This is a genomic window from Noviherbaspirillum humi (assembly GCF_900188095.1).
GTDB classification, from domain to species: Bacteria; Pseudomonadota; Gammaproteobacteria; order Burkholderiales; family Burkholderiaceae_D; genus Noviherbaspirillum; species Noviherbaspirillum humi.
Map to the genome: position 1 here is coordinate 1 of NZ_FZOT01000001.1, position 26,093 is coordinate 26,093.

22 protein-coding genes and 3 tRNA genes are annotated in these 26,093 nt (G+C 65.9%); 12 read left to right on the top strand and 13 right to left on the bottom strand.

Going from position 1 to position 26,093, the window contains the following annotated elements:
- The 9 genes from CHB88_RS00005 to CHB88_RS00045 all read right to left on the bottom strand — a co-directional run.
- Window positions 1-92 (bottom strand): GTP-binding protein (locus tag CHB88_RS00005; RefSeq protein ID WP_005434227.1); only part of this gene is annotated, 92 nt, incomplete at its 3' end.
- Between the two features lie 79 nt (window positions 93-171).
- A tRNA-Thr gene (locus CHB88_RS00010) sits at window positions 172-246 on the bottom strand.
- Window positions 247-284: 38 nt separating this feature from the next.
- Window positions 285-358, bottom strand: a tRNA-Gly gene (locus CHB88_RS00015).
- A gap of 37 nt (window positions 359-395) precedes the next feature.
- Window positions 396-481: transfer RNA gene (locus CHB88_RS00020), tRNA-Tyr, on the bottom strand.
- Between the two features lie 142 nt (window positions 482-623).
- Window positions 624-2,252: a tetratricopeptide repeat-containing response regulator gene (locus tag CHB88_RS00025; protein WP_089397252.1), complete on the bottom strand. Its 1,629-nt coding sequence runs from the start codon at window positions 2,250-2,252 to the stop codon at window positions 624-626.
- Window positions 2,253-2,400: 148 nt separating this feature from the next.
- Complete coding sequence (locus tag CHB88_RS00030) at window positions 2,401-3,858, bottom strand: DHA2 family efflux MFS transporter permease subunit (RefSeq protein ID WP_089397253.1); 1,458 nt, start codon at window positions 3,856-3,858, stop codon at window positions 2,401-2,403.
- Window positions 3,859-3,970: 112 nt separating this feature from the next.
- On the bottom strand, window positions 3,971-4,171 hold the full coding sequence (locus tag CHB88_RS00035; RefSeq protein ID WP_089397254.1) for a DUF2905 domain-containing protein: 201 nt from the start codon (window positions 4,169-4,171) through the stop codon (window positions 3,971-3,973).
- 10 nt (window positions 4,172-4,181) lie between these two features.
- A complete protein-coding gene (locus CHB88_RS00040) occupies window positions 4,182-4,379 on the bottom strand; it encodes a DUF2905 domain-containing protein (RefSeq protein WP_089397255.1) in 198 nt (65 codons plus the stop codon).
- Window positions 4,380-4,413: 34 nt separating this feature from the next.
- Window positions 4,414-5,553 carry a class I SAM-dependent methyltransferase gene (locus tag CHB88_RS00045; protein ID WP_089397256.1) on the bottom strand — a complete coding sequence of 380 codons (1,140 nt, stop codon included), beginning with the start codon at window positions 5,551-5,553 and terminating at the stop codon, window positions 4,414-4,416.
- Window positions 5,554-5,658: 105 nt separating this feature from the next.
- Between CHB88_RS00045 and CHB88_RS00050 the strand changes: the two genes are divergently transcribed.
- The 3 genes from CHB88_RS00050 to ttcA are packed head-to-tail and all read left to right on the top strand — an operon-like array spanning window position 5,659 to window position 7,808.
- Window positions 5,659-6,432, top strand: a complete 774-nt coding sequence (locus tag CHB88_RS00050) for an SDR family oxidoreductase (protein WP_089397257.1) — start codon at window positions 5,659-5,661, stop codon at window positions 6,430-6,432.
- 55 nt (window positions 6,433-6,487) lie between these two features.
- Complete coding sequence (locus tag CHB88_RS00055; protein WP_089397258.1) at window positions 6,488-6,880, top strand: dihydroneopterin aldolase; 393 nt, start codon at window positions 6,488-6,490, stop codon at window positions 6,878-6,880.
- Window position 6,881: 1 nt separating this feature from the next.
- Complete coding sequence (gene ttcA, locus CHB88_RS00060) at window positions 6,882-7,808, top strand: tRNA 2-thiocytidine(32) synthetase TtcA (RefSeq protein ID WP_176442268.1); 927 nt, start codon at window positions 6,882-6,884, stop codon at window positions 7,806-7,808.
- 63 nt (window positions 7,809-7,871) lie between these two features.
- Here the strand turns inward: ttcA and CHB88_RS00065 are convergent, their stop codons facing one another.
- Window positions 7,872-8,825: a DUF6279 family lipoprotein gene (locus tag CHB88_RS00065; RefSeq protein ID WP_245844601.1), complete on the bottom strand. Its 954-nt coding sequence runs from the start codon at window positions 8,823-8,825 to the stop codon at window positions 7,872-7,874.
- Between CHB88_RS00065 and glmU the strand changes: the two genes are divergently transcribed.
- From glmU to CHB88_RS00110, 8 genes are all read left to right on the top strand, one after another.
- Window positions 8,781-10,139, top strand: a complete 1,359-nt coding sequence (gene glmU / locus CHB88_RS00070) for a bifunctional UDP-N-acetylglucosamine diphosphorylase/glucosamine-1-phosphate N-acetyltransferase GlmU (RefSeq protein ID WP_089397260.1) — start codon at window positions 8,781-8,783, stop codon at window positions 10,137-10,139. The two genes, CHB88_RS00065 and glmU, sit on opposite strands and share 45 nt — an antisense overlap.
- Window positions 10,140-10,148: 9 nt before the next feature.
- Window positions 10,149-11,978 carry a glutamine--fructose-6-phosphate transaminase (isomerizing) gene (gene glmS, locus CHB88_RS00075; protein ID WP_089397261.1) on the top strand — a complete coding sequence of 610 codons (1,830 nt, stop codon included), beginning with the start codon at window positions 10,149-10,151 and terminating at the stop codon, window positions 11,976-11,978.
- Between the two features lie 119 nt (window positions 11,979-12,097).
- Window positions 12,098-13,183 (top strand): AI-2E family transporter, encoded by a 1,086-nt coding sequence (locus CHB88_RS00080; protein WP_245844604.1) that lies wholly within the window; start codon window positions 12,098-12,100, stop codon window positions 13,181-13,183.
- Window positions 13,184-13,487: 304 nt separating this feature from the next.
- Window positions 13,488-16,895, top strand: coding sequence for a methylmalonyl-CoA mutase family protein (locus CHB88_RS25435; protein WP_245844606.1), 3,408 nt, complete (start codon window positions 13,488-13,490; stop codon window positions 16,893-16,895).
- Window positions 16,896-17,009: 114 nt separating this feature from the next.
- Entirely contained in the window at window positions 17,010-17,897 is an 888-nt protein-coding gene (gene rarD / locus CHB88_RS00095; protein ID WP_089397262.1) for an EamA family transporter RarD, read from the top strand.
- Window positions 17,898-18,224: 327 nt separating this feature from the next.
- The gene (ettA, locus tag CHB88_RS00100; RefSeq protein ID WP_089397263.1) at window positions 18,225-19,892 is read left to right on the top strand and encodes an energy-dependent translational throttle protein EttA; all 1,668 of its coding nucleotides are present in this window, start codon (window positions 18,225-18,227) and stop codon (window positions 19,890-19,892) included.
- 145 nt (window positions 19,893-20,037) lie between these two features.
- Entirely contained in the window at window positions 20,038-20,940 is a 903-nt protein-coding gene (lpxO, locus tag CHB88_RS00105) for a lipid A hydroxylase LpxO (RefSeq protein ID WP_089397264.1), read from the top strand.
- Between the two features lie 50 nt (window positions 20,941-20,990).
- Entirely contained in the window at window positions 20,991-22,337 is a 1,347-nt protein-coding gene (locus CHB88_RS00110) for a hypothetical protein (RefSeq protein ID WP_089397265.1), read from the top strand.
- A 7-nt stretch (window positions 22,338-22,344) separates the two neighbouring features.
- Here the strand turns inward: CHB88_RS00110 and CHB88_RS24980 are convergent, their stop codons facing one another.
- A complete protein-coding gene (locus CHB88_RS24980; RefSeq protein WP_176442269.1) occupies window positions 22,345-22,593 on the bottom strand; it encodes a hypothetical protein in 249 nt (82 codons plus the stop codon).
- Here CHB88_RS24980 and CHB88_RS00115 point away from each other — a divergent pair.
- A complete protein-coding gene (locus tag CHB88_RS00115) occupies window positions 22,585-23,811 on the top strand; it encodes an acyltransferase family protein (RefSeq protein WP_176442270.1) in 1,227 nt (408 codons plus the stop codon). The two genes, CHB88_RS24980 and CHB88_RS00115, sit on opposite strands and share 9 nt — an antisense overlap.
- Here the strand turns inward: CHB88_RS00115 and CHB88_RS00120 are convergent.
- On the bottom strand, window positions 23,789-24,958 hold the full coding sequence (locus CHB88_RS00120; protein ID WP_089397267.1) for a zinc-dependent alcohol dehydrogenase: 1,170 nt from the start codon (window positions 24,956-24,958) through the stop codon (window positions 23,789-23,791). The two genes, CHB88_RS00115 and CHB88_RS00120, sit on opposite strands and share 23 nt — an antisense overlap.
- Window positions 24,955-25,983, bottom strand: coding sequence for an SRPBCC family protein (locus CHB88_RS00125; protein ID WP_089397268.1), 1,029 nt, complete (start codon window positions 25,981-25,983; stop codon window positions 24,955-24,957). Before CHB88_RS00125 ends, CHB88_RS00120 begins: the two co-directional genes overlap by 4 nt.
- Window positions 25,984-26,093 lie beyond the last annotated feature (110 nt).

Below are 26,093 nucleotides of genomic sequence, written 5' to 3' on the forward strand. Positions count from 1 at the left end.
GCCGCGGTCAGCGTGGTCTTGCCATGGTCAACGTGACCGATCGTGCCGACGTTCACGTGCGGCTTGGTCCGCTCAAACTTGCCTTTTGCCATTTTCGACTCCTAACGATTTGATGAGAATGTCCAGGCACGCGCCCGACCGTCTTGCTTGTATGTAGCGACTAATAAATATTGGTGCCCTTGACGTGGATTGAACACGTGGCCTCTCCCTTACCAAGGGAGTGCTCTACCACTGAGCTACAAGGGCAAAGGCCGTTCGCAACACCGCGTCCAGCCGGATAACTTTGGAGCGGGTGAAGGGAATCGAACCCTCGTCATAAGCTTGGAAGGCTTCAGCTCTACCATTGAGCTACACCCGCAAGGCAAATTCACTACCGCCAAAAACTACTCAAATTCTGGTGGAGGGGGCTGGATTCGAACCAGCGTACTCGTAAGAGGGCAGATTTACAGTCTGCTGCCATTAACCACTCGGCCACCCCTCCCGGGGAACCCCAAACTATAGTAAAGAGAGGCTTGAGTGTCAACCGGTTTTTCTGTTTGGCAGCCTTTTTTCGCTCCCGAAGCGCTTTCCTGAACAGAAATACAAGGAAATGTGGCTGGCGGTGACGGCTTTGAAGCGCATCGTCAGGACGTAGACGCTGCTTCCGGTCGATGGCGCTTGTGCAGGTTCTGGTAGAGCTGAATGAGGGGAACCAGACGCGGATTGGCGGCGTCGAGGCGGCGCACCGATTCAATATAGCCGCGCGCCTGCACGGCCATGCCGTCGTCCCAGCCAAGGTTGTCGAGATATTTGAGGGCGGCGAGCGCCGCGTTGAAGATGACCTGCGGGTTGTTCGGCAGTCGCTGTGCCGCGGCGGCCAGCAGGTCGACCGCGCCGCGGTAATCGCCTTGCTTGGCTTTTTCGGCACCATTGGCGACCAGATCGGCGACTTGGCGCCGGCTTTCCCGCGCCACCGATTCGCCGAGATCCTTGCGTCCCGCTTTTTCGAAGACCGCCAGCGCTTTCTCCATCGGCGCACCTTCCGGCGTGTTGTTCATCACGCTGAGCATGAGCTCCGTTGCGCTGCCTTCCAGATTGCTGGCAAGGCATGTTTTGGCCAGTTCCATCTTCAGCGTGTTGGAGATGTTCACCTCTGCGTTCGAGGCAGCGATGGCGGCGCCGACCTCCTCTTCCGCCTTCTGATGGTTTCCCAGGTGGGCGTGAAGAAACGCAGCGGATATCGCGCGGCAGGCCGGGCCCTTGGCGCGGTCGCCGAAGGATCGCTCCAGGTCGCGGATGATGGTCGCGGCCTGCTGCGAATCGCCGCGGCGGACCAGGGCTTGCACCAGGCGCGCATGGTCCTCCGGGTCGCGGAACTCCGAGTAGCGGGCGCGGGCGATCACCCGCTGGAAGGACCGTTCGGCCAAGTCGAGGTCGTCCATGTCGAAGGCCACCTCGGCCAGGCGGCGCAGGCGCTTCACCGCATGCGGCGAAATGCGCACCGCGTTCTCCAGCACGAGCTTGGCTTCCTCCAGCTTGCCGCGCGCCTCCTGAGTCGCCGCCAGCCAGTCATAGGCATCCATGTAGTGGCTGTTTTCCTCGACGAGATTGTTCAGGACTTGCTCGGCCTCCTCGAAGCGCTGCTGCATGAAATACGACTTCGACAAGCCAAGCTTGGCCCAGGGCACCGCCTTGGATTCGCTCAGCCGCAGATAGACCTGCTCGGCGGCGCGGGCTTCGCCGAGATTGATATAGAGTTCGGCGCGCAACCGCATGAAGTCGGTGGCATAGCGCGGATAGCGTTCCTCGTTCTGCATGCAGCGGGCGATCGCGGCATGCGGATTGCCCTTTTCGATCAGTGCGTAGACCGGCATGAACAGTTCGCGCTTTTCCACCGCGCGGAGAATGCGCTCCAGCAAGGCATCGGCGGTGAACGGCTTCAGCAGGTAGACGCTGGGCGCCAGTTCGGCGGCGCTCACCACTTTTTCATAGGAACGCTCCGCCGTCACCATCATGAAGATCGTGGAAAGCGGAATCAGGCGGTTATTGCGCAGGTCCTCCAGCAACTGCTGCCCATCCTGGCCGTCGCCCAGGTCGTACTCGCATAGAACGAGGTCGAACTCACGATTGCGGATGCTGCGGATGGCGGCGCCGGCGCTGACCGCATGTTCGATCCGCGTCACGCCGCACAGCGTCAGCATGTTGTGCAGGCTGGCACGCATGCCGGTGTGCGGCTCGATCAGGAGGGCGGTCAGGCTCGGCAGGGCTTTCATGGACGTGACTTGATGAAGGGCGAAGTCCCTTCCGCCGAAGCTGGCCGGGATGGCACAGAATTGAACGCAGGAAATTCGGCGGCAAGGGCTTCAACATACCAGTACTCGACCGAAAAGCAAACTCCCGCTTTACCGAAAGGGAGCCGGTTCAGCTTCCCGTTGGCCGCGCCCCCGTTCCTATCGGCTTCATGCGCCATGCCGCGACCACGGCGAGCAGGCACAGCGCCGCTACGAATAGAAATGTTTCATTAAAGGCATGCAGACGTTCGCCGCCCGCCGCGCCGGCACCGGCCGCCAAGCCGGTGTGATGCACCGCCAGGCGCCATTCGAGCACGATGCCGACCAGGCTGATGCCGATGGCGCCGCCGAGCTGGCGCAGGAAATTGATGGTGCTGGCGCCTTGGGCGATCAGGGTCTTGTCCAGGCCGCGCATCGAGCCGAGGCTGAGCGAAGGCAGCACGAAGCCGAGGCCGATGCGGCCGACCACCGACCAGATGGTCAGCATCAGGTAGCTGCTGGCCGACGGGCCGCTGGCCAGCATGGCGAAGGACAGCGCCAGCAGGATCAGCCCGGCGGAAACCAGCAGGCTGGGCGCCACCTTGTCCGCCAGCTTGCCGGCCAGGATGATGACCAGCCCCAGCACGATGCCTGCCGGCAGCAGGAGCAGGCCGGCTTCGGATGGCGCGTAGCCGAGCGCCATCTGCATGAACACCGGCAGCAGATAGGTGGAACCGAACAGGCCGGCGCCGTAGATGAAGGCCACCAGCGCGCCCATGGTGAACTGGCGGTAGCGGAACAGGGAAAGGTCGAGCAGGCCATGCTCGGCGCGCAGCTGATAGGCGATGAAGGCAATGAGGCCGGCCAGGCCCACCGCCAGCAGCAGTCCGCCCTGCAGCGGCGCCTGGCGCACTTCCACCAGGCCATTGAGCAGGCCGATGGTGCACAGGCTGGCCAGCACCAGCCCCTTCCAGTCCAGCGCCCGGGCCTCGCCCATCATCGAGGAGGCCAGCGGCAGCACGCGCCGCACCAGCACCAGCACCGCCAGGCAGAACGGGACGACCACGAAGAAGATCGAGCGCCAGCCGAACTGCTCCACCAGGAAGCCGCCGACGCTGGGGCCGATGGCCGGCGCCAGCACCACGCCGAAGCCGAAGATGCCCATCGCCTTGCCCTGCTCGTTCGGCTCGAAGGCGCGCATGATGACGATCGCCGGAATGGGCTGCAGGATGCCGGCGGCCAGACCTTCGGCCACCCGCATCGACAACAGCATCGGATAGTTCAAGCTGAACCCGCCGACCACGCCGCCGATCAGCAACAGCAGGATGGCGCCGGAATAAGTGCGGCGCAGGCCGAAGCGCAGTAGGAACCAGGGCGTGGTCAGCATCGACAGCGTCATCGCCAGCATGAAACCGGCCGACACCCATTGCGCCCGCTCCTGCCCGAGGGTGAAATGCCGGCTCAGGTCCGGCACCGCGACGTTGACGATGGTGGAAGATACGACCGACGCCATGGTACCGACCATCACCGTCAGCAGCACCAGCCACTTGTAGCGGGCGCCGAAGCGCTCCCGCAGCTGTTCAAGGGTCAGGGGCGTGGCGTTGGGCATGTCAGCGTTGTTCTTGTGATGTTGATAATTCTCGGCGAGCCAGGCGCCCGCTCGAGCCCGCTCATTCTAGCGAGCAAATCGACGGCTTACAGCGCCTCGCCGCAGACGCGCATCAAAGATGGACCAGTTCGGCGATCAGGAAGGCCAGCGCCGACCAGAGCAGGGTCGAACCGAAGGGCAGGCACAGAGTTACGCTGCGCAGGCGGAAGCGGACATCGCCCGGCAGGCGGCCGACGCCGAGCCGGCCGAGTTCCGGCAGCAGCGGATAGAAGACGGCGAGGCCGAGGAAGATGGCGGCGACCCAGCGGATCATGGTGGGGCGTTCAGCGCAGCAGGCGGGCGATGAGCACCACCAGCATCGACATCAGCACGGTGGAGGCGAACGGCAGGAACACCTTGCGGCCGAAAAGGGTGAAGCGGACATCGCCCGGCAGGCGGCCGATGCCGAGCTTCTCCAGCCATGGCAGCAGCGAGGAGAACACGACCAGGGCGATGAAGATGGTGAGGACCCAGCGGATCATGGAAGCCTTATCGAAGTGACATGTGGGCAGCCGCTCACAGGCGGTGGCTGCGGTCGCCGCGCGCCAAATGCTGCGGCAGCGCCAGGTTCCGGCCCAGCACCAGCACCTTGAACAATTCGCCCATCTCCGCCGGCGACACCAGCTTTTGCAGCGCGTTGGATTGCGGCAGGAAGCGCAGCGCATCCTCCGGCGGCGTGCGCAGGAGCAGCTCGCCGATGCCGGCGGCGATCAGGAAGGCGGCCTGACTGGTGTAGCACAGCACCTCCAGGCCGGCCTCGGCGCCGACCCGCGCCATGGCGCTGAAGTCGACGTGGGCGGTGATGTCCTGCAGGCCCGGCAGGTAGAACGGGTCGGCGTGCGAATGGTGCCGGTAGTGGCACATCAGCGTACCCTGGCGGCGCTGCGGCAGATAGTATTCATGCGCCGGAAAGCCGTAATCGATGAAGATGGCCGCTGCGCCGGCGTCCAGCATGGCGCCGAGCGAGGCGATGAAACCGCAGGCCACCGGATGCACTTCGGTCAGGTAGCCGGGCGGCAGACCGTCCGCCTCGGGGATCTGCGCCGCCAGCGCCGGTTCGCAGTCGCGGTCGGCGAAGGCGAAGCCATCGTGCGCCGCCACGACGCCGCGCCGAAGCCAGCCGGACTCGCCCTTCACCACCAGTTCCACCGGCATCGCGTCCAGCACCTCGTTGCCCAGGACCACGCCGGAAAACGCGGGCGGCAGCGCGTCCAGCCACGCAACCTGGGGAAAATCCGCCAGGGTGTCGCGCTGGCGTGCACGCAGCTCGCCGGACAGGTCGACGATCTCGTAGCGCTCCACCTCGACGCCGAGCTGGCGCAATTCGGTCAGCACGTCCTTGGCCAGCTTGCCGCTGCCGGCGCCGAATTCCAGGATGCGCGGCGCAGTCTGCCCAAGCAAATCCGCCGCGACCCGGGCCAGGGCCTGGCCGAAAAGCGGCGTAATCTCGGGAGCGGTTGTAAAATCCCCGTCTTTGCCGAGTTTCGCCGAGCCGCCGCTGTAATAGCCGAGGTCCGGCGCATACAGCGCCAGTTCCATGTAGCGCGAGAACGGGATCCAGCCGCCGGCCTGGCGAATGTCGTCGAGGATTGCCTGCCTGAGCCGTTGCGATGCCGACAAGGCGTCGGGCGAGGGTGCGGGAAGAGACGAATGCATCGCGCTATTGTATTGGGTATTGATGCCGGCCGGGCGGCGCCAGACCCGTCCGTCGCGACGCTGTGACGCCCAAGCGCTCCAACCAACCGCAGAACCGTGCCAACCATGACAGCAGATATCCGCAAGACCGCCCTCGTGACCGGCGCCGCCAGGCGTATCGGCCGCAGCATCGCGCTGGCGCTGGCACGCGACGGCTGGGATGTGGTGGTGCACTACCGCGGCTCGGCCGACGAAGCGCAGGCCACAGCGCAGGAAATCCGCAGCCTCGGCCGGCGCGCCGCCGCGGTGGCCTGCGACCTGGCGGACGCCGCGGCCGCGGCACGGCTGCCGGCGCAGGCGGCGCAGGCGATTGGAGCGGCGCGCCTGGATTGCATCGTCAATAACGCTTCGCTGTTCGAGCACGACGATCCGGCGCACTTCTCGCCCGGCCTGCTCGATGCCCACATGCGCGCCAACCTGGCGGCGCCGCTGGTGCTGGCGCAGCAGCTGCATGCCGCCACGCCGGACGGCGCGCAGGCGGTGGTGATCAACCTGCTGGACCAGAAGCTGTACAACCCGAACCCGGATTTCCTGTCTTATACCTTGTCCAAGGCGGCGCTGCAGTCGGCCACGGTGCTGCTGGCGCAGGCGCTGGCGCCGAAGCTGCGGGTGGTGGGCGTGGCGCCGGGCATCACGCTGGTCTCCGGCGACCAGACCGAGGACGGCTTCGTCAAGGCGCACGCGATGACGCCGCTCGGCCGCTCCAGCACGCCGCAGGACGTGGCCGAGACGGTCTGCTTCGCGGCGCGCAATCCGGCGCTGACCGGCACCACCATCCTGGTCGACGGCGGCCAGCATCTGATGCCGCTGCAGCGCGATGTCATGTTCATAGCCAAGTAGCGCCCCGTTTTCCCTTTTCACAGCACGCGCTGTCCATTTAGCAAACTGTCATCCTATGCCTTCTCCCCTCACCCATCCCCGCCTCGCCGATTGCCGCCGCCTGTTCCTGCGCAATTACGAAGTCATGATCAACATCGGCGTGCACGAATTCGAAAAGAAGGGGGAACAGCGCGTGCTGATCAACGTCGACCTCTTCATCCCGCTGGCGGAATCGACGCCGAAGGAAGACCATCTGCAGGAGGTGGTGGATTACGACTTCATGCGCGATACCATCGCCCGCCGCATGGCGCTCGGCCACATCCACCTGCAGGAAACCTTGTGCGACGACGTGGCGCGCGAGATGCTCGCCCATCCGAAGGTGCGGGCGGTGCGGGTCTCGACCGAAAAACCCGATGTCTATCCCGACTGCGACGCGGTCGGGGTGGAAGTGTTCCACATCAAGGGCTGACATGAACAGCAATACCGAATTGCAGGCCGATGCCGCCAGCCTGAAGAAGGCGGAAAAGATCGCTTACGAAAACAACAAGCTGCACAAGCGCCTGTGCCGCCTGGTGGGCCAGGCGATCGGCGACTTCAACATGATCGAGGACGGCGACAAGGTCATGGTGTGCCTGTCCGGCGGCAAGGACAGCTACGCCCTGCTCGACATCCTGCTGACGCTGCGCGAACGGGCGCCGATCCGCTTCGACATCGTCGCCGTCAACCTCGACCAGAAGCAGCCCAACTTCCCGGCCGACGTGCTGCCCGCCTACCTGGAAAAGATCGGCGTGCCGTACCACATCGAAAACCAGGATACCTACAGCATCGTCAAGCGCGTGGTCCCGGAAGGCAAGACCACCTGCGCCCTGTGCTCGCGCCTGCGCCGCGGCATCCTGTACCGGGTGGCGGGCGAGCTCGGCGCGACCAAGATCGCGCTCGGCCATCACCGCGACGACATCCTGGAAACCTTCTTCCTCAACATGTTTTTCGGCGCCAAGCTGAAGGGCATGCCGCCCAAGCTGCAATCGGACGATGGCAAGAACGTGGTGATCCGGCCGCTGGCTTACGTCAAGGAAGCCGACCTGGAACGCTACGCGCAGGTGAAGGGCTTCCCGATCATTCCCTGCGATCTGTGCGGCAGCCAGGAAAACCTGCAGCGCAAGCAGATCAAGGCCATGCTGCGCGAATGGGAGAAGCGCTTCCCGGGCCGGGTGGAGAACCTGTTCTCGGCGCTGTCGACCGTGGTGCCGTCGCATCTGATGGACCGCAGCATGTTCGACTTCGCCACGCTGAAGGCGGGCGGCGAGGCGCTGCCCGACGGCGACATTGCCTTCGACGAGGAGCCGTGCGCGCCGCCGGCCGGCAACGTGATCCGCTTCGAAGCGCTGGACGATTGAGCGATTGAGCCCGGCGATTGAGCCCGGCAACCGAGCCGGGCGGCCGGGCCAGTTAATGCGGCCTCAGTCGCGCGCCGCCAGGTTGTGGCAATCGTCGATCCACTGCTGCAGGCGCCGGGCGGCATGCGCCTTCTGCTCCGGGGTGGCAAGGTTGACAATGGCCGCCAGCATGCCGGCATTGGCCTTGGTGGCGGCATCGGAGAAAGTCTTGTGCCTGGTATCGCCGAAGTAGTTGAAACTGCGGTCGACATAGTCGCGGATCATGCGCATGGCCGCTTCCTTGGCGGGCTTTTCGTCATGGATGCGCCTGAGCATGGCGACCATCTCTTCCTGCCGCCGCACGCGTTCCTCCAGGCCCACCTCGTTATCGAGCGGCCGGGCGTCGGAAAGCGTCCGGATCTGTGACTCCTGTTCGCTGCTGAAACTGCCGAACCAGTACTCAGCCTGCTTCATGACTTTCTTGAACCGGTTGCGTTGACGCTGGTCAACGTCGCCACGGAGATACTCTTTACGATAGTTTTCATTATTGGAAGCAAACTTTCCTTCAAGATGCGCAATCTGCTGCGGCTGAAGTGAAAGCGCCAGCTCCGCAAGGTCCGGCAGGACGTGGTCCACCACGGTAAGCATGCGTTTTCTGAAGGCGTCGTAATACGCCAGCGCATCGGCTTCGGTGGCTGGGCGCTGAACCTGCTGCTGTGCCTTGCCCAGCAGTTGAGCGTAATCAGGGAGCTGGGTTTTTCGATGCCACGCGAAGAAATTGTCGATATGCTTCTTGACCCACGGCTGCTGGCTGGACTCGAAATCCACGTAGCCGTTGAGCCACCAGTAGCTGACCGTTTCGCCATTGCTGTATCCGAGCCGCAGTGCGCTGCAGCCGGCGAGCAGCACGGCCAGCAGCAACAGACCGCTTCTTGCGATCCAGGAGCGAAAAGCCTGCGTGATAGAATCTTGCGTCACTTCAACTAATCCTCTATGAACGTTGTCATTCTTGCCGCCGGCATGGGAAAGCGAATGCAATCGGCGCTGCCCAAGGTGCTTCACCCCCTCGCCGGAAAACCCCTGCTGTCGCATGTGATCGATACTGCCCGGACCCTGTCGCCGAGCAGGCTGTGCGTCATTTACGGCCATGGCGGCGAAGCCGTTCCGCAAGCCATGCAGGCCGCCGATCTCTCCTTCGCCAAGCAGGAACCGCAACTCGGCACCGGCCATGCGGTGATGCAGGCGCTGCCGCACCTCGACGACGATGCCCCTACCCTGGTGCTTTACGGCGACGTGCCGTTGACCAGCGCCGCATCGCTGCGGCAACTGTTGGACAGCGCCGGACAGGATAAGTTGGCCATACTCACCGTGTCCCTGGACGACCCGACCGGCTACGGCCGCATCGTGCGCAGCGGCGGCGGCATCAGCCGCATCGTCGAGCAGAAGGACGCCAGCGAGGAAGAACGCGCCATTCGCGAGGTCAACACCGGCATCATGGTGGCGCCGACGCGCCAGCTGCGGCGCTGGCTGCAGACGCTGTCCAACGACAATGCCCAAGGCGAGTATTACCTGACCGACATCGTCGCCCGCGCCGTGGCCGACGACGTGCCGGTCGTCTCCGCCCAGCCGGCCCATGTGTGGGAAACCCTGGGCGTCAACAGCAAGGTGCAGTTGGCCGAACTGGAGCGCATCCATCAGCGCAATATCGCCAATGCCTTGCTGGAGGCCGGCGTGACCCTGGCCGACCCGGCGCGCATCGACGTGCGCGGCAGCCTCAAGGCCGGCCGCGATGTCAGCATCGACGTCGGCTGCGTGTTCGAGGGCGAGGTCGAGCTGGCCGACGGCGTTGCCATCGGCGCTCACTGCGTGATCCGCAATGCCCGCATCGCCGCCGGCGCGGTGATCCGTCCTTTCTGCCATATCGAGGATGCGGTGGTCGGCCCGCAATCGCAGATCGGCCCCTATGCCCGCCTGCGTCCCGGCACCGAGCTGGGCGAGGATGTCCACATCGGCAACTTCGTCGAGGTCAAGAACAGCCAGGTGGCCGCGCACAGCAAGGCCAACCATCTGGCCTATGTCGGCGACGCCACCGTCGGTTCGCGCGTCAACATCGGCGCCGGCACCATCACCTGCAATTACGACGGCGCCAACAAGTTCCGCACCGTGATCGAGGACGACGTCTTCATCGGCAGCGACACCCAGCTGGTGGCGCCGGTGCGCGTCGGCCGCGGCGCCACGCTCGGCGCCGGCACCACCCTGACCAAGGACGCGCCGGAAGGCAAGCTGACGGTATCGCGTCCGAAGCAGCTCACCATCGAAGGCTGGCAACGGCCCGTCAAACTGAAGAAATAGGAAACCATCATGTGCGGCATCGTCGGCGCAGTAGCGCAACGCAATATCGTTCCCGTCCTGCTCGAAGGCTTGAAGCGCCTGGAGTACCGCGGCTATGACTCCTGCGGCGTGGCGGTCAATGACGGCACCCTGAAGCGCGCGCGCAGCGTCTCGCGCGTGGCCGAACTGGAGGCCCAGGTGCAGCAGTCCGGCCTGCAGGGCGGCGCCGGCATTTCCCATACCCGCTGGGCCACCCACGGCGCGCCGGCCACCAACAACGCCCATCCGCACTTCTCCGCCAATCCGAACGGCGAGCACTGCATCGGCCTGGTACACAACGGCATCATCGAGAACTACGAGGAAATCCGCGCCGACCTCATGGCCAAGGGCTACAAGTTCGAGTCCCAGACCGATACGGAAGCGGTGGCGCACCTGGTGAATTCCCTTTACGACGGCGATCTGTTCCGCACCGTGCAGAAGGCGGTCAAGCACCTGCACGGCGCCTTCGCCATCGCGGTGTTTTCCAAGGACGAGCCGAACCGCATCGTCGGCGCCCGCCTCGGCTGCCCGCTGACGATAGGCCTGGGCCAGGGCGAGAACTTCCTCGCCTCGGACGCCATGGCGCTGGCCGGCACCACCGACCAGATCATCTACCTGGAAGACGGCGACGTGGTGGACGTCACCCGCGAAGGCGTGACCATCACGGACAAGAACGACCAGCCGGTGGAGCGCAAGGTCAACACGGTGAACGCCTATTCCGGCGCCATCGACCTCGGCCCCTACCGCCACTACATGCAGAAGGAAATCTTCGAGCAGCCGCGCGCCATCTCCGACACCCTGGAAGGCGTGCAGGGCTTCGTGCCCGCCCTGTTCGGCGAAGGCGCCAGCGCCGTGCTGGAGCGCGTCAATGCGGTGCAGATCCTGGCCTGCGGCACCAGCTACTATTCCGGCATGACCGCCAAGTACTGGCTGGAGTCGATCGCCGGCCTGCCGACCCATGTCGAGATCGCCAGCGAATACCGCTACCGCAAGCCGGCGGTGAACCCCAACGCGCTGGTGGTGGTGATTTCCCAGTCGGGCGAAACCGCCGACACGCTGGCGGCGCTGAAGTACGCCAAGGAGCTCGGCCACAAGCATTCGCTGGCCATCTGCAACGTGCCGACCTCCGCCATGGTGCGCGAGACCGAGCTGGCCTACCTGACCCGCGCCGGCGCCGAAATCGGCGTGGCTTCCACCAAGGCCTTCACCACGCAGCTGACCGCGCTCTACCTGCTGACCATGACCCTGGCCAAGCTCAACGGCCGCCTGTCGGCCGACGAGGAGCAGAACCAGCTCAAGCAGCTGCGCCACCTGCCGACGGCGCTGCAGAGCGTGCTGGCGCTGGAGCCGCACATCATCGGCTGGTCCGAGACCTTCGCCCGCAAGGAGAATGCGCTGTTCCTGGGACGCGGCCTGCACTACCCGATCGCACTCGAAGGCGCGCTGAAGCTCAAGGAAATTTCGTACATCCACGCCGAAGCCTATCCGGCCGGCGAGCTGAAGCACGGCCCGCTGGCGCTGGTGACGGAGGAAATGCCGGTGGTCACCGTTGCCCCCAACGATGCGCTGCTGGAGAAGCTCAAGTCGAACATGCAGGAAGTGCGCGCCCGCGGCGGCGAACTGTTCGTCTTCGCCGACGGCGACTCGCAGATCGCCTCCAGCCAGGGCGTGCATGTGATCCGCCTGCCGGAGCACTACGGCGAACTGTCGCCCATCCTGCACGTGGTGCCGCTGCAGCTGCTGGCCTACCATACCGCGCTGGCGCGCGGCACCGACGTCGACAAGCCGCGCAACCTGGCGAAGTCGGTCACGGTCGAGTAAGCGAGCCTGACTGTCGCACCCAGCCGCACCCGCCGCCGCAATGCACGCGGCGGCGGTTCGAAGCCGGGCCGGGATCAGCTATCATCAGGTAACTGAACCGGCCCAACGCTTATTTCTACATGTCGCATCTTCCGCGCTCCCTGCTGCCGCTGCTGTTCGCCGGCGCCCTGCTCTTCCTGCTCAACAATTTCCTGCCTTCCCTGGCCTGGGCGGGCCTGCTGGCCACCGTCACCTGGCCGCTGCACCAGCGCCTGGTGAAACGCGGCTTCGGTACGCGCGCCAGCGCCGCCATCCTGGTAGTGGCCCTGATCGCCTGCTTCGCCATCCCCTCGGCCCTGCTGCTCAACACCCTGCGCACCGAGATCGTGACCGTGGTCCAGGTGTTCCAGACCTACAACCAGACCGGCCTGCCGCCGCCCGACTGGCTGGCCCGGCTGCCGGTCATCGCCGACGCGGCGCAGACCTGGTGGCACAAGACGCTGGCGGTGCCGGGCGGCCTGAACGCGCTGCTCAAGTCCACCGTCGGCGACCTGGCGCCGCAGATCACCAGCCGCGCCGGCGCCTTCGGCTCCACCTTCCTCGCCAACCTGCTGTACCTGTTCCTGGCGATGCTGACACTGTTCATCCTCTACCTCGAGGCCGACACCGTGGTGCGCTACGTGGATGGCGCCGGCCTGCGCCTGGCGCCGCAGCAGTATCCGATGCTGCGCCAGATCTTCCCGCTGTCGGTGCGCGGCACGGCGCTCGGCCTGTGCTCGGTGGCAGTGCTGGAAGGCGTGGTGCTGGGCGTGGCCTACAAGATTGCCGGCGCGCCGGCGCCGGCCCTGCTCGGCGTGATCACCGGCTACATGGCGCTGATCCCGGGCGGCGCGCCGCTGTCCTTTACCCTGGTGTCGCTCCTGCTGCTCGGCCAGGGCAATTCCGGCGCCGCCCTCGGCCTGTTTTCCTGGGGCGCCTTCGAACTGTTCCTGGTAGACAAGTTTTTGCGGCCGCAGCTCATCGGCAGCCGCGTCGACCTGCCTTTCCTGGCAGTGCTGTTCGGCCTGCTCGGCGGCGTTTCCACGCTCGGCATCATCGGCCTGTTCGTCGGCCCCTTCCTGATGGCGGTGCTGTTCGCCTGGCTGCGCGACGGCCAGGCGGTGCTGGAACCGGCAGCGCCGTCCGCCGAGGTGGCCAAGCTGGCCGAGGTGCGCCGGGTCGAGTAGGCAGCGTTCGCGCCTGGCATGGCGCGATGCCGCGGGATAGCGCGCCGCCTTGCTCGCCCGCTCGGAAACCCTCTTCCTTCCGTCCTTTCATCAGCCGCCCAGGCTTCCGGATCCGGGCGCCGCACCCGCGGGCGCCAAAAGGTCTTTCCGGCCTGCCATCCGGCAATCTCTCGTCGCCCTTTCGCCGGCATCGCGCCGACCGACTTCCGCCCGATCAAGCCGCCGCCCGCGCCTTGACGTTAACGTTAACGTAAGCTACCGTACGCACGAACCTACCCGCCGCCTCGCTTCAACAGGAAACGCCATGACCGATCTCTCCGTTGCCAAGCAGCTCACCGACTACAAGCCCGTCAACAAGGTGCGATTCGTCACCGCCGCCTCCCTGTTCGACGGTCATGACGCCTCCATCAACATCATGCGGCGCATCCTGATGGCCAATGGCGCCGAGGTGATCCACCTCGGCCACAACCGCTCGGTGGAGGAGATCGTCACCGCCGCCCTGCAGGAGGACGCGCAGGGCATCGCCGTCTCCAGCTACCAGGGCGGGCATGTGGAGTACTTCAAGTACATGGTCGACCTGCTCAGGCAGCGCGGCGGCGCCCACATCAAGGTGTTCGGCGGCGGCGGCGGCGTCATCGTGCCGGCCGAGATCGCCGAGCTGCATGCCTACGGCGTGGCGCGCATCTTCAGCCCGGAGGACGGGCAGCGCATGGGCCTGAACGGCATGATCCTGTCCATGATCCAGGCTTGCGACGCCGACTTGTCGCTGCACGCGCCGCGCGACCTGGCGCCGCTGCGCGAGGGCGACATGCCGACGCGTCAGCGCCCTCTGGCCAGTCTCATCACCGCCCTGGAGAACGGCAGCGCCGATGCCGGCCTGAAGGCGGAGCTGCACAAGCTGGCCGACGGCATCGCCGCGCCGGTGCTCGGCATCACCGGCACCGGCGGCGCCGGCAAGTCCTCGCTGACCGACGAGCTGATCCGCCGCATCCGCCTCGACCAGGACGACGCCCTGCACATCGCCGTCATTTCCATCGACCCGTCGCGGCGCAAGTCGGGCGGCGCCCTGCTCGGCGACCGCATCCGCATGAATGCGATCGCGCCCTGGAACGGCCAGGCGCGGGTGTTCATGCGCTCGCTCGCCACGCGCGAAGCCGGCTCCGAAATCTCGCAGGCATTGCCGGACGTGATTGCCGCGTGCAAGGTGGCCGGCTTCGACCTGGTGATCGTCGAGACCTCCGGCATCGGCCAGGGCGACGCGGCCATCGTGCCGCATGTCGATGTTTCGATGTACGTGATGACGCCCGAGTTCGGCGCCGCCTCGCAGCTGGAAAAGATCGATATGCTCGACTTCGCCGACTTCGTGGCGATCAACAAGTTCGACCGCAAGGGCGCCCAGGATGCGCTGCGCGACGTCGCCAAGCAATACCAGCGCAACCGCGAGCTGTGGAGCAGGCGGCCGGAGGAGATGCCGGTGTTCGGCACCCAGGCGTCGCGCTTCAACGATGATGGGGTGACGGCGCTGTACCAGGGACTGCTGCCACGGCTGGCGGAGCTCGGGCTGAAGGCTGGGCCGGGCAGGCTGGAAAAAGCAGATGTGCGCTTCTCTTCCGGCAAGAATGCCATCGTGCCGCCGGCGCGGGCGCGCTATCTGGCGGAGATCGCGGATACGGTGCGGGGGTATCACGGCAAGGTGCGGCAGCAGGTGCGGCTGGCAAGGGAAAGGCAGCAGCTGGTGGAAGCGAGGCGGATGCTTCAGGAAGCCCTCCCTTTCAAGGGGAGGGATGGGGCGGGGATGGGGTTCGGTGGCGCAGCACCGGTAGCGCATTTCAACGCTTCTTTTGGTGCCTCACCCGAAACCCTTCCCCATCCTAACCTTCCCCTTGAAGAGGAAGGGACTGACAAAGCGCTTGGCAGGCTCATCGAGGATCGCGAGAGCCAACTCGATCCGTCCGCAAAACACCTCCTCTCAAGTTGGCCCGCCCTCCAATCCACCTATGCCGGCGACGAGCACATCGTCAAGATCCGCGACAAGGAAATCCGTACCCGCCTTACCTACCAGACCCTGTCCGGCAATACCATCCGCAAGGTGTCGCTGCCGAAGTTCGAAGACCACGGCGAGATCCTGCGCTGGCTGATGCGGGAAAACGTCCCCGGAGCCTTCCCCTATACCGCCGGCGTGTTCCCCTTCAAGCGCGAGAACGAGGACCCGACCCGCATGTTCGCCGGCGAGGGCGATCCCTTCCGCACCAACCGCCGCTTCAAGCTGGTGTCGGAAGGCATGCCGGCCAAGCGCCTGTCGACCGCCTTCGACTCGGTCACCCTGTACGGCGCCGACCCGGCGCTGCGGCCGGACATCTACGGCAAGATCGGCAACTCCGGCGTTTCCATCGCCACGCTGGACGACATGAAGGTGCTGTACGACGGCTTCGACCTGTGCGATCCGGCCACTTCGGTGTCGATGACCATCAACGGCCCGGCGCCGACCATCCTGGCGATGTTCATGAACACCGCCATCGACCAGCGCCTGGCGCGCTTCCGCGCCGACAACGGCCGCGAACCCAACGCGCAGGAGGCGGCACAGATCCGCGCCTGGGTGCTGCAGAACGTGCGCGGCACGGTGCAGGCCGACATCCTGAAGGAAGACCAGGGCCAGAACACCTGCATCTTCTCCACCGAGTTCTCGCTCAAGGTGATGGGCGACATCCAGGCCTATTTCGTCGAGCACGGCGTGCGCAATTTCTATTCGGTGTCGATCTCCGGCTATCACATCGCCGAGGCCGGCGCGAATCCGATCTCGCAGCTCGCCTTCACTCTGTCCAATGGCTTCACCTTCGTCGAAGCCTATCTGGCGCGCGGCATGCACATCGACGATTTCGCGCCCAACCTGTCGTTCTTCTTCTCCAACGGCATGGACCCGGAGTACACCGTGCTCGGCCGGGTGGCGCGCCGCATCTGGGCGGTGGCCATGCGCGACAAGTACGGCGCCAACGAGCGCAGCCAGAAACTGAAGTACCACATCCAGACGTCCGGCCGCTCGCTGCATGCGCAGGAAATCGACTTCAACGACATCCGCACCACGCTGCAGGCGCTGATCGCCATCTACGACAATTGCAATTCCCTGCACACCAATGCCTACGACGAGGCGATCACCACGCCGACCGACGAATCGGTGCGGCGCGCGCTCGCCATCCAGCTCATCATCAACCGCGAGTGGGGCCTGGCGAAGAACGAGAACCCGAACCAGGGTTCCTTCATCATCGAGGAGCTGACCGACCTGGTGGAGGAAGCGGTGCTGCAGGAATTCGAGCGCATCGCCGAGCGCGGCGGCGTGCTGGGCGCGATGGAGACCGGCTACCAGCGCGGCAAGATCCAGGAAGAGTCGATGCATTACGAGCACTTGAAGCACGACGGCACGCTGCCCATCATCGGCGTCAACACCTTCCGCAATCCCAAGGGCGACCCGGTGCCGCAGGCGCTGGAGCTGGCGCGATCGACCGAGGAAGAGAAGCAGTCGCAGCTGCGGCGCCTGGCCGACTTCCAGGCGCGCCACACGGCCGAGGCGCCGGCCATGCTCGCCAAGCTGCAGCAGGCGGTGATCCGCGACGAGAATGTGTTCGCCACGCTGATGGACGCGGTGCGGGTCTGCTCGCTGGGGCAGATCACCGATGCGCTGTTCGAGGTGGGCGGGCAGTACCGGCGGAACATGTAGGCACGGCGCCGTTCTTGCGCCTGGCTTGCGGCGCGGCATCGCCGTATCCGCGCCGTATCCGGATTGCTGGGATAATAGGCGGCTTCATCGCCGCGCCAGCCTCTTGTCCACCCCATGCAACTAGGAATGCTCTACGCCGCCCTCGCCTATGTCATCTGGGGCGCCTTTCCGGTCTACTTCAAATCCCTGCAAGCCATTCCCTCGATCGAGCTGGTGCCGCACCGCATGCTGTGGTCGCTGGCCTTCCTCTTCATCGTGCTGGCGGCGCGGCGGCAATGGACCTGGCTCGGCCAGGCGCTGCGCCGGCCGAAGCTGGTGGCGGGCTTCCTCGCCAGTTCGCTGCTGCTGTCGTCCAACTGGTTCGTCTATGTCTGGGCGGTGAACAACGGCCGCGTGGTGGATGCCAGCCTCGGCTACTTCATCAATCCGCTGGTGAACGTCCTGCTCGGCTATGTGGTGCTGGGCGAGCGCATGCGGCCGGTGCAATGGCTGGCGATCGCGCTGGCCGCCGCCGGCGTGCTGTGGCTGACCTGGATCGGCGGCCAGTTGCCATGGATCGCACTGTCGCTGGCGGCGACCTTCGGACTCTATGGCCTGCTGCGCAAGACCGCGGTGCTCGGTCCGCTCGAAGGCCTGGCGCTGGAAACCCTGCTGGTGGCGCCGCTGGCGCTGGCGATGCTGCTCTGGCTGAGCTGGCAAGGCCAGACGCATTTCGCGCAGGCGCCGCTGGCGACCCAGCTGCTGATGGCGGCGGCCGGCCCGATCACCGCGATCCCGCTGCTGCTGTTCGCCGCCGGCGCGCGCCGCATTCCGCTGTCGGTGCTCGGCCTGCTGCAGTACATCGGCCCGACCCTGCAATTGCTGCTCGGCGTCTGGCTCTATCATGAACCGTTCGGCGGGGCGCGCCTCGCCGGCTTCGCGCTGATCTGGTGCGCGCTGGCGGTGTACTCGGCGGAAGGCGTGTGGCAGCGCCAGGCGACGCGTCTGCGCCAGGCGTCGTAAGCAAAAAGGCGGTCGTCCGAACACCCCTGCCCATGCAGGCCCGGCAGGCCGAGCCCCTGCAGTCATCCGCGCAATCCATTCGGGAGCGGCAGCCGACCCTGATCGGCAGCGGGTCCGCATTGCCCTTGCCGATAACGGCGCGGGTGATGCCGGGATCGCGTCGCCGCGGAGCCGTGCTTTCTTCACGTCGACGCCCAGCGGTCAGGTGCGGTCCCGTTTGCAGTCGATGCCGGCCAGCGCTGCCTTCCGGTTCCGCAGGCCGTCACCATCGCATGCGTGATCGGTTATGCTTGCATTCCTGTCTTCACCCCGTCTTCACGACTTTCTATGGCTCAATACGTCTACACCATGAACCGCGTGGGCAAAATCGTCCCGCCCAAGCGCCAGATCCTCAAGGACATTTCCCTCTCCTTCTTCCCCGGCGCCAAGATCGGCGTGCTCGGCCTGAACGGCTCCGGCAAGTCGACCCTGCTCAAGATCATGGCCGGCATCGACAAGGACATCGAGGGCGAAGCCGTCCCCATGCCGAACCTGAACATCGGCTACCTGCCGCAGGAGCCGCAGCTGGATGCCGAGCAGACCGTGCGCCAGGCGGTGGAATCGGCGCTGGGCGAAGTCTTCGAGGCGCGCGCCAAGCTCGATGCGGTGTACGCCGCCTATGCCGAGCCGGACGCCGACTTCGACGCCCTAGCCAACGAGCAGGCGCGGCTGGAAGCCATCATCGCCGCCAGCGACGGCAACAACGTCGAGCAGCAGCTGGAGCAGGCCGCCGACGCGCTGCGCCTGCCGCCCTGGGATGCCAAGATCGGCCACCTGTCCGGCGGCGAGAAGCGCCGCGTGGCGCTGTGCCGCCTGCTGCTGTCCAAGCCCGACATGCTGCTGCTGGACGAGCCGACCAACCACCTGGATGCCGAATCGGTGGACTGGCTGGAGCAGTTCCTGCAGCGCTTCCCCGGCACCGTGGTCGGCATCACCCACGACCGCTACTTCCTCGACAATGCCGCCGAATGGATCCTGGAGCTGGACCGCGGCCATGGCATCCCCTGGAAAGGCAACTACAGTTCCTGGCTGGAGCAGAAGGAAAATCGCCTGAAGCAGGAAGAGTCGAGCGAGTCGGCGCGGCAGAAGGCGCTGAAGAAGGAACTGGAGTGGGTGCGGCAGAACCCCAAGGGACGGCAGGCCAAGAGCAAGGCGCGCCTGGCCCGCTTCAACGAGCTGTCCGAATTCGAGTACCAGAAGCGCAACGAGACCCAGGAAATCTTCATCCCGGTGGCGGAGCGCCTGGGCAATGAGGTGATCGAGTTCAAGAACGTCTCCAAGGGCTACGGCGACCGCCTGCTGATCGACAACCTCAGCTTCAAGGTGCCGGCCGGCGCCATCGTCGGCATCATCGGCCCCAACGGCGCCGGCAAATCGACCCTGTTCCGCATGATCGCCGGCAAGGAACAGCCGGACAGCGGCGAGGTGGTGATCGGACCGACGGTGCGCCTGTCGCTGGTGGACCAGTCGCGCAACGAACTCGACAACAAGAAGACGGTGTTCGAGGACGTATCCAACGGCGCCGACCTGCTCACCGTGGGCCGCTTTGAGATGCCGTCGCGAGCCTACCTCGGCCGCTTCAACTTCAAGGGCAGCGACCAGCAGAAGGTCGTCGGCAACCTGTCCGGCGGCGAGCGCGGCCGCCTGCACCTGGCCAAGACCCTGCTCATGGGCGGCAACGTGCTGCTGCTGGACGAGCCGTCGAACGACCTCGACGTCGAAACCCTGCGCGCGCTGGAAGACGCGCTGCTGGAGTTCGCCGGCAGCGTGATGGTGATCAGCCACGACCGCTGGTTCCTGGACCGCATCGCCACCCACATCCTGGCTTTCGAAGGCGAATCGCAGGTGGTCTTCTTCGACGGCAATTACCAGGAATATGAAGCCGACAAGAAGAAGCGTCTCGGCGAAGAAGGCGCCAAGCCCAAGCGCATCCGCTACAAGCCGATCAGCCGCTGATGGCACTCCGTCATGCCGCCCCGGCGGCATGGCACGAATGACATTGCCAGCCTGTCACGCGCCCGCATTCCTTCCCGGAGGATGCGGGCGCAACCGTTCAAAGCGGGTAAAATCGGCGTCTTTACAGCATTGCCGGAATCCCGCCATGAAATGGGCCGTCGTCTCGATCTACCTCTTCTCCGTCGCCTACGTGCATCTGCGCGGCCGGGCGCGCCTGCCTTTCTTCCGCCAGATGTTCGATCACTCCACCTTCATGGTGCCGATCAACTTCTTCATGCACCTGTTCTCCCGGGTGTCGTCGCGTCGCCCCTACCTGCCGACCTCGGAGTTTCCCGAGCTCAAGCCGCTGCAGGAAAACTGGGAGATGATCCGCAACGAGGCGCTGGCCCTGATCGCGATGCAAAAGATCCGCGCCGCCGAGAAAAATGACGATGCCGGCTTCAATTCTTTCTTCAAGACCGGCTGGAAGCGCTTCTACCTGAAGTGGTACGACGCCAGCCATCCGTCGGCGGAACGCTTCTGCCCGAAGACGGTGGCGCTGCTGAAGCAGATCCCGAACGTGAAGGCGGCGATGTTCGCCGAGCTGCCGCCGGGCGCCAAGCTCAACCCGCACCGCGATCCGTATGCCGGCTCGCTGCGCTACCACCTCGGCCTGTCGACGCCGAACGACGACCGCTGCTTCATCGAGGTCGACGGCCAGCGTTACAGCTGGCGCGACGGCGAAGGCGTGATCTTCGACGAAACCTTCATCCACTGGGCGCAGAACACCAGCGAGGGCGACCGCGTCATCCTGTTCTGCGACGTCGAGCGGCCGATGCGCTTCCGCTGGGCGCAGGGCATCAACAAGTTCCTCGGCCGCACCATGATGACCGCCGCCAGCTCGCCCAACGAGACCGGCGACCAGACCGGCGGCATCAACCGCATCTTCCGCTTCTTCTGGTCCGCCGGACAGTATCGCCGCCGCTTCAAGAAGTGGAACAAGACGGTGTACCAGATCACCAAGCTGGCGCTGATCGCGGGCGTGATCGCGGCGATCGTCTACGCCTGATTCCTGCCGTACCGGCGGCCGGCTTCGCCCGCGCCGCCTGCAAAGTTCTTATGCCCCCTCAGGCAGCCACGTCCCGCGCCGCTTTTCCTTCCGAACCGCTGTCCGCCAGGCAGGCGGACAGCGCGGCAGCCGCCATCAGCCCTCCCCTTCTCGACATCCATGAGCGTCTTGCCCCCGCCGAACTTGCCGTTCGGCTGGAGACGTTCGCCGCCGCCCTGGGCATGATGCCGCCGGAAGCGGCGCCGCAAGCGATGGCATTGGCGGAACAGGCGATGGCACAGGCGGCCCATGTCGCGCCGCAGTTGCACGATGCCGGTATGCCCCTCGGTGCGGCGCTGCGGCGCATCGGCGAACTGCATCTGCATGCCTGCCTCGCCGCCAAGCCGCCACCCGCGGCGCTGGCGGAGCGCCTGTTCCGCCTGACTCTCGCTCTGCCCCTGGCCGACTGGCATCTCGATCCGGCGGCCTACCGCAGGGCGCTCGGCAAAGCCGGCCTGCGACCTTATGTGGCCATGGTGGAAGCGGAGTGGGAGCGGCTGGCCATTACCGGCGCCAGTCACCCCGGCCCGCGCCGGCAGCGCCTCGACGCCCTGCTGCGGCAATTGGCGCAGGCGGGTGCCGACGTCGAGCGCCTGATCGCGCTCGCCAGCCGCGACCTGTCCGCCTCCTACCGCTATCTCGAACTGGCGCAACTCTGCCAAGCCGCCGGCCGCCGGGAGGAAGCCCTGACGTGGGCCGAGCGCGGCCTGGACGCCTTCGCCGACCATCCGGACAGCCGCCTGGCGGACTTCCTAATCGACGCCTATCTCGCCAGCCGCGATCGCGGCCGGGCGCTAGCACTGGCCTGGCGCATGTTCGAAACCTATCCGACGCTGCAGCGCTACGGCGAGCTGAAGCGGGTGGCGACGGTGCTGCGGTCCTGGAGGAAGACGCGGCAGCGCGCGCTTGAGTGGATCGAGACACTCGCCCTGGACCTGGCGCGCAGAACCAGCCGGCGGCGCCAGCGCTATGTGTCGCCGAACCAATCGCTGCGGCTGGAAATCGCCTTGTGGGAAGCGGACCTGGAGGGCGCCTGGTCGGCAGCCATGGCCGGCGATTGCCGACGCGCGCTGCTGGTGGCGCTGGCCGGGCGACTTTCGCCCGCCATGCCGGAGCGGGCGCTGGAACTGTACACCCGGATCATCGCCGACCTGGCCGAGGAAGGGGGCGAAGCGGCCTACGCCGAAGCACTGCTGCTGTTGCGCCGCCTTGAAGCGCTGATGGCGGCACGGGACCGGGAAGAAGAGTTCGAGGGCTACGTCACCAGCCTGCGCATCGAATACAAGCGGCGCCGTAATTTCGTTCGTCTTCTCGACACGCTGCCCTCGCCGCCAAACCGGGAACGCCCAAGCGCATGATGGGTATTCAGGCGGCAAGCGAAATCAGGCAAAAGCGGATGCCCTGCAGCGGCGGCGCAGGCGCTTCAAGCGTCATGCCGTTCGCCCGCGCGGCAGTGCCGCCTCGCTCATCTCGACATTCCGCCGGCTGATGATCGGCGCAAGCCGGCGCCCATACCTTGTGCCCGCGCATCAGCGCAGCAAAGCCGCCGAACTGTTTGCCCGCGCACGTGTCCGTCCGGATATTGGCAAGAAAGGCTCGCTGACCATGGGGCATGGCTTATCCGCTTTCCATCCGATCTTCGCGCTGGGGATATCGCTGCTGGCCATACTGGCCGCTGCCGTACTGGCGCGTTTTCTTGAAGCACCCGGGCAGGCGCCGGGGCGCTTCGCCTCCCTCGACGGGCTGCGCGGCCTGCTGGTTCTCGGCGTGTTCCTGCACCATGCCTCGATGTGGTACCTCTACCGCCAGAGCGGCAAATGGGATGAGCCTCCCTCGCACCTGTACAACCACCTTGGCGAATCCAGCGTGGCGCTGTTCTTCATGATCACCGGGTTCCTGTTCTTCTCCAAGCTGCTCGCCGGCCGCCACAAGCCCATCGACTGGCTGCACCTGTATGTGTCGCGCGTCCTGCGGCTGTTTCCGCTGTATCTGTTTTCGATGCTGCTGCTGTTTGCGGCAGTGGCGGCGCAAACCGGCTTCCGGCTGAATGAACCCTGGCCGAGGCTATTGAATGAAGTTTTGCGCTGGCTGAGCTTCGGGGTCGCCGGAAACCCGGACCTGAACGGGATGAAGCTCACCTTCGTCATCGATGCCGGGGTGGTCTGGTCGCTGGCTTACGAGTGGCTGTTCTATGCGGCGCTGCCGCTCATCGGCCTGGTCATCGGCGTGACGCCGCCACGGCGCGTGGTGCTCGCCAGCCTGCTGGCCTGCGCCGTGATCGTGATGCTCATGCGCGGCAGCGACTTCAGCTACCTGGCGGTTTTCGGCGGCGGCATCCTGGCCGCGCTTTGCGCGCAATCGCCGCGCTTTTGCGCCTTGGCGCGCGGCACGGCCGCCAGCCTGCTGGCGCTCGCCTGCCTCGGGCTGGCGGTGCACCTGTCGCCAGGCGCCTTCAACACCACCACGACGGCATTGCTGACCGTCGCATTCACCCTCATCGCCTGCGGCAATACGCTGTTCGGCGTCCTGACGTGGCAGCCGATACAACTGATCGGCGACATGGGATACAGCATCTATCTGCTGCACGGCTTCCTGCTGTACATCGGCTTGCGGGCGGCGCCTTTGCCAGGCCTCGGCGCGCCGGCTTACGCAATCGGCCACTGGCGCGCCGTGACGGCCATGGCCGTGCCGCTGGTGGTGCTGTGCTACGCCACCTTCCGCCTGATCGAGCGCCCGGCGATGCAGGCGACGCCCAGGGTCGTGGGCGCCCTCCTGCGCCGCAGGAAACGACTGGCCGCGAATTCGACGGCTAAGGCTTCAGCACCACCTTGATGCACTCATCCTGCTTGTGCTTGAAGGTTTCGTAGGCCTGCGGGGCGTCGTGCAGCGGCAGGCGGTGGGTGATGATGAAGGCCGGGTCGAACTCGCCGCGCTGGATGCGCTCCAGCAGGGGCCGCATGTAGCGCTGCACATGGGTTTGGCCGGTGCGAATGGTGAGCGAGCGGTTCATGATGGAGCCGAGCGGCACCTTGTCGGCGAAGCCGCCGTAGACGCCGGGAATCGACACCACGCCGCCGTTGCGCACCGCCATGATGGCTTCGCGCAGCGCCGTCGGACGTTCGGTTTCCATCATCATCGCCGCCTTCACCTTGTCGTACATCGCCGCCAGGCCGAGGCCGTGCGCTTCCATGCCGACGGCGTCGATGCAGGCGTCCGGGCCGCGCCCGCCGGTCATGTGCTTGAGCGCCTCAAGCACGTTCACTTCCTCGTAGTTCAGCGTCTCGGCCTTGGAGTGCTCGCGCGCCAGGCGCAGCCGCTCCGGAATGCGGTCGATGGCGATGACGCGTTCGGCGCCGAGCAGAAAGGCGCTCTGAATGGCGAACTGGCCGACCGGGCCGCAGCCCCATACCGCTACCACGTGGCCGGGGCGGATGTCGCACTGCTCCGCCGCCATCCAGCCGGTGGGCAGGATGTCGGACAGGAACAGCACCTGCTCGTCGGTCATGCCGTCCGGCACCTTGATCGGGCCGACGTCGGCATACGGCACCCGCGCATATTCGGCCTGTCCGCCGGCATAGCCGCCGGTGAGGTGGGAGTAGCCGAAGATGCCGGCGGTGGAATGACCCCACATCTTTTCCGCCATCCAGGCGTTCGGGTTCGAGTTCTCGCACACCGAGTACAGCTTTTCGTCGCAGAAGTAGCAGTGGCCGCAGGCGATCGGAAACGGCACCACCACCCGGTCGCCCACCTTCAGGTTGTTCACCTCGCTGCCGAGCTCGACGATCTCGCCCATGAATTCATGGCCGAGGATGTCGCCCTTTTCCATGGTCGGAATGAAGCCGTCGTAGAGATGCAGGTCGGAGCCGCAGATCGCGGTCGAGGTGATCTTCACGATGGCATCGCGCGGGTTCAGGATCTGCGGGTCGGGAACGTTCACGACCTGCACATCGTTCTTGCCCATCCAGCAGTTGGCTTTCATCCTGGTGCTCCTTTCCTGGCGATCAGGCGCGTCATCGGGCTGCGCGGTCCGGCCGGCTGGCCGACGGTGGTGGGGATTTCTCCGGTTTCGATCAGCTGCTTGAAGCGGCGCAGGTCTTCGTCGATCTGCATCGCCGGCTCTTCGCCGAACAGTTTGGCGACCATGGCGCCGGCCTTGCCGCCCGGCGGATGGTATTGCAGCTCGACGCGGACGATGGTGCCGCGTCCGCCGGGCGCGCGCTCGAAGCTGATGGTGCCGGCATTGTCCACGGTGGAGCCTTCCAGCGAGCGCCAGGCCAGCATGTCGCCCGGCTGGTCGACGGTGATTTCCGCCTCCCATTCGACGCTGGTGCCGGCCGGCGCCTTGGCGCGCCAGCGCGAGCGGTTGCCGCCGACGTCCTGCACCGATTCCAGGTGCTGCATGAAGCGCGGGAAGTTTTCGAAATTGCGCCAGAAGCGGTAGCACTCGTCCGGCGACTTGTTGACGGTGATGACCTTCTCCAGATGGATGGCGCCGGTGGCGGTGTAGTTCTCGCTGGTGCCGGGCAGCTGGGTCTGCTGCAGGCTGGAGAGCATGTCCAGCACCGCCACGCCGGCCACTGCCGCCGTCGCCAGGCCGACCCGGGAGCGCTCGGAGCCGACCGCGCGCCTGGCCGCAGCCGCCAGCAGCGCCAGGTCCATGGCATCGCCCAACACCCGCGACCAGAGGAAGCCGGTGGGCCGGCGCTGGGACAGGATGCCGACGCCGCTGGCAATTTCACGCGCGCCGAGGGCGCGCATCAGGTTCGGCTTCTGCGGCGCGCCGATGGCCTGCGACAGGCGGTGCGGCGCCAGCAGCTGGGCCAGGCCGATGCCGATGCTGAACCAACCGAGGGCCGTCGCCATCTGGGCGCTGCGCTCGGCGCCGGAAGGCTGGTGCCGGTGCACCGGCTGCACGTGGAAGGATGGGGAGGCGTCGCCCGGAACGGGGTGCGACGCGCGGGCAGCCATCGCTGGCTGGCTCGGACTGCTGGCTTGACCTTGCATGTTTCTCCTCCGTCATGCCGGCCATCGCCCGATGCAGGCTGGGGCCGGCGGATCATTGAAACCACACAGCCGGTCGCTGACCAGCTCAGATCATGGGGTAACGTTTAGTC

Excerpts from the sequence above, each read along its gene's own strand:
- CHB88_RS00120 (WP_089397267.1), bottom strand. The coding sequence starts at position 24,958 with ATGAAAGCCAACTGCTGGATGGGCAAGAACGATGTGCAGGTCGTGAAC.
- CHB88_RS00050 (WP_089397257.1), top strand. The coding sequence starts at position 5,659 with ATGACAGCAGATATCCGCAAGACCGCCCTCGTGACCGGCGCCGCCAGG.
- CHB88_RS00040 (WP_089397255.1), bottom strand. The coding sequence starts at position 4,379 with ATGATCCGCTGGGTCCTCACCATCTTCATCGCCCTGGTCGTGTTCTCC.
- glmS (WP_089397261.1), top strand. The coding sequence starts at position 10,149 with ATGTGCGGCATCGTCGGCGCAGTAGCGCAACGCAATATCGTTCCCGTC.
- rarD (WP_089397262.1), top strand. The coding sequence starts at position 17,010 with ATGCAACTAGGAATGCTCTACGCCGCCCTCGCCTATGTCATCTGGGGC.
- glmU (WP_089397260.1), top strand. The coding sequence starts at position 8,781 with ATGAACGTTGTCATTCTTGCCGCCGGCATGGGAAAGCGAATGCAATCG.
- CHB88_RS00115 (WP_176442270.1), top strand. The coding sequence starts at position 22,585 with ATGGGGCATGGCTTATCCGCTTTCCATCCGATCTTCGCGCTGGGGATA.
- CHB88_RS00080 (WP_245844604.1), top strand. The coding sequence starts at position 12,098 with ATGTCGCATCTTCCGCGCTCCCTGCTGCCGCTGCTGTTCGCCGGCGCC.
- CHB88_RS00045 (WP_089397256.1), bottom strand. The coding sequence starts at position 5,553 with ATGCATTCGTCTCTTCCCGCACCCTCGCCCGACGCCTTGTCGGCATCG.
- CHB88_RS25435 (WP_245844606.1), top strand. The coding sequence starts at position 13,488 with ATGACCGATCTCTCCGTTGCCAAGCAGCTCACCGACTACAAGCCCGTC.
- ttcA (WP_176442268.1), top strand. The coding sequence starts at position 6,882 with ATGAACAGCAATACCGAATTGCAGGCCGATGCCGCCAGCCTGAAGAAG.
- CHB88_RS00035 (WP_089397254.1), bottom strand. The coding sequence starts at position 4,171 with ATGATCCGCTGGGTCGCCGCCATCTTCCTCGGCCTCGCCGTCTTCTAT.
- CHB88_RS00125 (WP_089397268.1), bottom strand. The coding sequence starts at position 25,983 with ATGCAAGGTCAAGCCAGCAGTCCGAGCCAGCCAGCGATGGCTGCCCGC.
- CHB88_RS00055 (WP_089397258.1), top strand. The coding sequence starts at position 6,488 with ATGCCTTCTCCCCTCACCCATCCCCGCCTCGCCGATTGCCGCCGCCTG.
- lpxO (WP_089397264.1), top strand. The coding sequence starts at position 20,038 with ATGAAATGGGCCGTCGTCTCGATCTACCTCTTCTCCGTCGCCTACGTG.
- CHB88_RS00025 (WP_089397252.1), bottom strand. The coding sequence starts at position 2,252 with ATGAAAGCCCTGCCGAGCCTGACCGCCCTCCTGATCGAGCCGCACACC.
- CHB88_RS00110 (WP_089397265.1), top strand. The coding sequence starts at position 20,991 with ATGCCCCCTCAGGCAGCCACGTCCCGCGCCGCTTTTCCTTCCGAACCG.
- CHB88_RS00030 (WP_089397253.1), bottom strand. The coding sequence starts at position 3,858 with ATGCCCAACGCCACGCCCCTGACCCTTGAACAGCTGCGGGAGCGCTTC.
- ettA (WP_089397263.1), top strand. The coding sequence starts at position 18,225 with ATGGCTCAATACGTCTACACCATGAACCGCGTGGGCAAAATCGTCCCG.
- CHB88_RS24980 (WP_176442269.1), bottom strand. The coding sequence starts at position 22,593 with ATGCCCCATGGTCAGCGAGCCTTTCTTGCCAATATCCGGACGGACACG.